The 6,419-nt window shown below is 53.3% G+C and carries 2 protein-coding genes and 3 pseudogenes; 4 read left to right on the plus strand and 1 reads right to left on the minus strand.

Annotated features, from left to right (window positions below):
* Window positions 1–836, minus strand: a pseudogene (locus E0D98_RS20550) (RHS domain-containing protein); the annotation flags it as partial.
* Here E0D98_RS20550 and tssM point away from each other — a divergent pair.
* The 4 genes and pseudogenes from tssM to E0D98_RS20570 all read left to right on the plus strand — a co-directional run.
* Window positions 825–3,755 (plus strand): annotated as a pseudogene (gene tssM, locus E0D98_RS20555) (type VI secretion system membrane subunit TssM); the annotation flags it as partial. The pseudogenes E0D98_RS20550 and tssM sit on opposite strands and share 12 nt — an antisense overlap.
* A gap of 10 nt (window positions 3,756–3,765) precedes the next feature.
* A pseudogene (locus E0D98_RS20560) lies at window positions 3,766–5,215 on the plus strand (VasL domain-containing protein).
* Window positions 5,142–5,624 carry an Hcp family type VI secretion system effector gene (locus E0D98_RS20565; RefSeq protein WP_001284199.1) on the plus strand — a complete coding sequence of 161 codons (483 nt, stop codon included), beginning with the start codon at window positions 5,142–5,144 and terminating at the stop codon, window positions 5,622–5,624. The pseudogene E0D98_RS20560 and the gene E0D98_RS20565 overlap by 74 nt, the downstream one beginning before the upstream one ends.
* A 43-nt stretch (window positions 5,625–5,667) precedes the next feature.
* On the plus strand, window positions 5,668–6,419 hold a 752-nt coding region (locus E0D98_RS20570), incomplete at its 3' end, for a hypothetical protein (RefSeq protein ID WP_131890902.1).

Below are 6,419 nucleotides of genomic sequence, written 5' to 3' on the forward strand. Positions count from 1 at the left end.
TAGTACAGCCCCGACTCCTTATCATACTGCTGCCCCGGCAGCCGGTACGGCTGGTGCAGGTGATGCGGGTTCTCCTCATTAAGCTGGTTGCCCCATTCATCATATTCCGCGCTCCACGCCGTATTGCCGTCTTCACTGATAAGCGCCAGCGGCAGGCCCCGGTGGTCACAGTGATAAAGATGTATTTTTCGCTCAGGCAAATAAACCGGCTCTATCTGTGCCGCCAGCCGCTCCACCGTCAGCCCGCACTGCGCAAGCCACTGGCGGCTTTCACTGCTCACGCAGTTTGCCCGGATTTCCCCCTCCAGCCTGTCCAGCAGCCCCACCAGTTCAGCCGGGAACACCACACCGTGACCGTCTTCGCTCCCTTCCTGCTGTATCTTCTCCGCCAGGCTGCGGCACTGCGCTTTCTCCCGTTCACCGTTGTCTGTTTCGATGCGGATGAGCGGCGCGAAGCTCCCCGGCTGGTATACCGTCTGGATACGCGTGGTGTCGGTCTGTACCGTCGTCAGCCTGTCGCCGTCCCAGCCGTACCATGTCTCCTCCGGTTTACGCGACAGCGACATCCACCCCGTCAGGTCACGCTCCCGCCGCCATACCCGTTTCGCCATTCGCCGTCCCAGCGGGTCGTAGAGGTAGCGGCTCTCGACCAGTGGCTCGCCATGCTGTATCCGCGTGTGGAACACCAGGCGGTGCTGGCTGTCGTAGTGGTAGTAGTGGGTCCGCTCGTCGTCCGTCCGTATCACACCCGTCGGGATGCGGTCCGTCTTCTCCGTCAGTCTGCCGTATTCATCATAGTGGTAAACATAGTGCGCATCCTCTGCGATGCGGTTATCCTGCATCGCCGTCTGTGGGAACATACCCTCGGCTGGCTGAAGGAAAAGCGCGCGCGCCAGCCGCTGAACGGGATTATTCTGACACTCGATTTACCCGATCTGCTGACCGCAGACAAGCGCCGCCGTGAGTATCTGCTACAGACGCTGCGCAGCCGCTTGCAGGATATACGCCAGCATCTTCACTGCCAGCTACCGGTTTACGTGGTACTGACCCGGCTTGATTTATTGCAGGGTTTTGCCGCCCTGTTCCAGTCCCTGAACAGACAGGATCGTGATGCGATTCTGGGTGTCACGTTCACCCGCCGTGCCCATGAAAATGATGACTGGCGAACAGAGTTGAATGCTTTCTGGCAGACATGGGTGGATCGAATGAATCTGGCGTTGCCGGATCTGATGGTCGCTCAGACTCACACCCGCGCGTCTTTATTCAGTTTTTCCCGCCAGATGCAGGGAAGCCGTGAACCCCTGGTGTCACTGCTTGAAGGTCTGCTTGACGGCGAAAATATGAACGTGATGCTGCGTGGTGTCTATCTCACCTCGTCACTGCAACGCGGCCAGATGGATGACATCTTTACCCAGTCCGCCGCCCGCCAGTACCGGCTGGGCAATAACCCACTGGCGTCCTGGCCCCTGGTGGACACCGCGCCTTATTTCACCCGCAGCCTGTTCCCGCAGGCATTACTCGCAGAGCCTAATCTGGCAACGGAGAGCCGTGACTGGCTGATGCGTTCCCGTCGCCGCCTGACGGTTTTCTCTACCACAGGCGGCGTGGCGGCACTGCTGCTCATCACCGGCTGGCATCACTATTACAACGGTAACTATCAGTCCGGCATCACCGTGCTTAAGCAGGCCAAAGCCTTTATGGACGTGCCGCCTCCGCAGGGGAAAGACGACTACGGCAACCTGCAACTGCCGCTGCTGAACCCGGTACGCGATGCCACACTGGCCTATGGCGACTGGGGCGACCGCAGCCGTCTGGCCGATATGGGACTGTACCAGGGACGACGTATCGGGCCTTATGTGGAACAGACCTATCTGCAACTACTAGAGCAGCGTTACCTGCCCTCGCTGTTTAACGGGCTGGTCAAAGCGATGAACGCCGCGCCGCCGGAGAGTGAGGAAAAACTCGCCGTGCTGCGCGTGATGCGAATGCTGGAGGACAAAAGCGGACGCAATAATGAGGTGGTGAAGCAGTATATGGCAAAACGCTGGAGCGAAAAGTTCCACGGCCAGCGTGATATCCAGGCACAACTGATGTCCCATCTTGACTACGCGCTGGCTCATACTGACTGGCATGCAGAGCGTCAGGCGGGCGACGGTGACGCCATCAGCCGCTGGATGCCATATGACAAGCCCGTGGTATCAGCACAGAAAGAACTGAGCAAACTGCCTGTCTACCAGCGGGTTTACCAGAGCCTGAAAACGCGGGCGCTGGGCGTTCTACCTGCTGACCTCAATCTGCGTGACCAGGTAGGGCCAACCTTTGACCAGGTCTTTACATCTGCCGATGACAACAAACTGGTTGTTCCACAGTTTCTTACCCGTTACGGCCTGCAAAGCTATTTTGTAAAACAGCGCGATGAACTGGTTGAACTGACGGCAATGGATTCCTGGGTACTCAACCTCACCCGCAGTGTGAAATACAGTGACGCCGACCGCGCGGAAATCCAGCGCCAGTTGACCGAGCAGTATATCAGCGACTACACCGCTACCTGGCGAGCCGGGATGGACAATCTGAATATCCGCAATTTTGAGTCCATTGGACAACTGACCGGGGCGCTGGAGCAGGTTATCAGCGGCGACCAGCCTTTGCAGCGGGCGCTGACTGTGTTGCGTGACAACACACAGCCAGGCGTCTTTTCTGAAAAACTTTCTGCCAAAGAACGGGATGAGGCTCTGGCAGAACCGGACTACCAGTTGCTCACCCGCCTCGGGCATGAATTTGCCCCGGAAAACAGTACTCTGGCAGTACAGAAAGACAAAGAAAGCACGATGCAGGCCGTGTATCAGCAACTCACCGAGTTGCACCGCTATCTGCTGGCAATTCAGAACGCGCCTGTACCAGGGAAATCGGCGCTGAAAGCCGTGCAGTTGCGGCTTGATCAGAACAGCAGCGATCCGATATTCGCCACCCGCCAGATGGCAAAGACACTGCCTGCTCCGCTCAACCGCTGGGTTGGCAGACTGGCTGACCAGGCCTGGCATGTGGTGATGGTGGAGGCCGTTCACTATATGGAAGTGGACTGGCGCGACAGCGTGGTGAAACCGTTTAACGAGCAACTGGCAAATAACTATCCGTTTTATCCGCGTTCTGCACAGGATGCCTCACTGGATGCCTTCGAACGCTTCTTTAAACCGGATGGCATACTGGATACCTTCTACCAGCAGAACCTGAAGCTGTTTATCGACAATGACCTGAGTCTGGAGGATGGCGATAACAGCGTCATTATTCGCGAAGATATTATTGCGCAACTGAAAACCGCGCAGAAAATCCGTGACATCTTCTTCAGTAAACAGAACGGTCTGGGAACATCCTTTGCCGTGGAAACGGTATCGCTCTCCGGCAACAAACGCCGCAGTGTACTGAACCTTGACGGCCAGTTAGTCGATTACAGCCAGGGGCGCAACTATACCGCCCATCTGGTCTGGCCTAACAATATGCGCGAAGGCAACGAAAGCAAACTGACGCTCATCGGCACCAGCGGCAACGCACCGCGCAGTATCAGCTTCAGCGGGCCGTGGGCGCAGTTCCGCCTTTTCGGGGCCGGACAACTGACCGGAGTTCAGGATGGCAACTTTACCGTGCGCTTTAGCGTGGACGCTGGCGCGATGACCTACCGTGTGCATACCGACACTGAGGATAACCCATTCAGCGGTGGGTTATTCAGCCAGTTTGGTCTGTCAGACACACTGTACTGAGGAGGCAGGGATGGATAGTAACGGACTGACACAAACTATCGTTACCGGCAGTGACCCGCGCGGGCTGCCGGAATTCAGTGCCATCCGCGAGGAAATAAACAAAGCCAGCCACCCGTCACAGCCTGAGCTGAACTGGAAACTGGTGGAGTCGCTGGCACTGGCGATTTTTAAAGCCAACGGTGTGGATTTACACACCGCCACCTACTATACGCTTGCCCGGACACGGACACAGGGACTGGCGGGATTCTGCGAAGGTGCGGAACTGCTGGCGGCAATGGTAAGCCACGACTGGGATAAGTTCTGGCCGCAGGGCGGCCCGGCGCGTACTGAAATGCTGGACTGGTTTAACTCCCGAACCGGCAATATTCTGCGTCAGCAAATCTCCTTTGCGGAATCCGACCTACCACTGATCTACCGCACAGAGCGGGCATTGCAGCTTATCTGCGATAAGCTCCAGCAGGTGGAACTGAAGCGCGTTCCGCGCGTGGAGAATCTGCTCTATTTTATGCAGAACACGCGTAAACGGCTTGAACCCCAGCTGAAGAGTAACACTGAGAACGCCGCACAGACCACGGTCAGAACGCTGATTTATGCCCCGGAAACACAGGCATCTTCCACACCAGAAGCGGTAGTGCCTCCCCTGCCCGGCCTGCCTGAGATGAAAGTGGAAGTGCGCAGTCTGACAGAGAATCCCCCACAGGCCAGTGTGATAAAGCAAGGCAGTACGGTAAGAGGGTTTATCGCAGGGATCGCCTGTTCAGTGGCTGTCGCCTCAGCATTGTGGTGGTGGCAGGTCTATCCGGTGCAGCAGCAACTGTTACAGGTTAACGACACCGCTCAGGGCGCAGCAACGGTGTGGATGGCCTCACCTGAACTCGAAAACTATGAGCGCAGGCTGCAACAACTTCTTGATACCTCCCCGGTACAGCCGCTGGAAACCGGGATGCAGATGATGCGTGTTGCCGACAGTCGCTGGCCGGAAAGCCTGCAACAGCAACAGGCCTCGACACAATGGAATGAGGCACTCAAAACCCGCGCACAGAGTAGCCCGCAGTTGCGTGGCTGGTTGCAGACCCGCCAGGACTTACATGCTTTTGCAGATCTAGTGATGCAGCGCGAGAAAGAGGGACTAACCCTTTCCTATATCAAAAATGTCATCTGGCAGGCGGAGCGGGGACTGGGGCAGGAAACACCCGTTGAGTCTCTGTTGACGCAGTACCAGGATGCCCGTGCGCAGAAGCAGAATACAGATGCGCTGGAAAAACAAATTAATGAGCGACTCGAAGGCGTGTTAAGCCGCTGGCTGCTGCTGAAGAATAACGTCATGCCAGAGGCGGCAACCGGTACCACGGCCGAAAAATAATTATTTAATTAAAGGAGATTATCATGGCAAATATAAGTTATTTATCTTTGAGTGGAGAGACACAAGGGCTGATTTCAGCAGGTTGCTCAACGCTTGATTCTGTCGGAAACAAAGCGCAGCCAGAACATAAAGATCAGATCATGGTTTATGCGTTAATGCATTCCATCTCAAGAAGTCAAAATGTCAATCATCATGAATTAATTATCACCAAACCGGTTGATAAATCCTCACCATTGCTGGCAAAAGCACTTAGTGACAATGAAAAAATGGCAATATGTGAATTTATACTCTACCGAACCAGTAAAGCGGGTATTTACCAGCCTTATTATAAAATAAATCTGTCAAAAGCCCGAATATCAAGTATTGATTTTGTCACACCGCATGCTGTCCTGGAAAAAGAACTGGAACCACAGGAGAGAATTGCCTTTATTTATGAAGATATTTCCTGGGAGCATACGTTAGCCGGTACGAATGCAATGAGTAAATGGCAGGATCGTGTACAGTAACTTACTGTAATAACATAATAAATTACTATTGCGGAGAGATAAAATGGCTGGTTTAAGGAATAACAACAACACACAGAATGCACAGTGGGCTGATTATGTGGGTGACATTCTTCGGGGGGCTCAGCCGATAAACCAGCTAGTACCTCAGCACCCTTATCTTAACGACGTCCCACTCATTGATGAGTTAAGGCATCAGAACACTCATCATGTTATTCTCTTGACACTTGATGTTGCAAAAAAAATACTCAGCCCAATAACATCATTTGATTACATTCATTTTATCACTACACATCCTTCAGGTATAAAAGATACACTCGCTTGGTTAGTTAACGCGGGTAAATTAATGACTGAGTTTGATGACAATGGGAAAATTATATTTAACCTTAATGCCTTAAAGTATACAAAAGCAAGTTACTTTGAAATACTTGGAGAGAAATATATAAAAATCACAACATCCAGCCCCTGGCTTTTAGAAAAGCTCGGTAAATATATTTTCTCTTCACGAGCGCCTCAAGTTCTGGAACTCGCTATTGGCTGGCGAGGAGCTTTATCTGAATCAATAAAAGGAGTTAAGTTCTGTATCTGGTTTTCAGTAGCCTGGAGAACCATAGAATTTATTATGAGTTCAGAGCGAGATCTGGTTAATTTTCTTGGCGATTTTTCAATGGATGTGGCCAAAGCAGTTATAGCCGGTGGTGTTGCAACCGCTATTGGAAGCCTGGCTTCTTTTGCCTGTGTTAGCTTTGGCTTTCCAGTAATTCTTGTCGGAGGAGCAATTTTACTGACAGGGATAGT

Source organism: Escherichia sp. KCJ4928, assembly GCF_004352695.1.
Lineage (GTDB): Bacteria > Pseudomonadota > Gammaproteobacteria > Enterobacterales > Enterobacteriaceae > ECMA0423.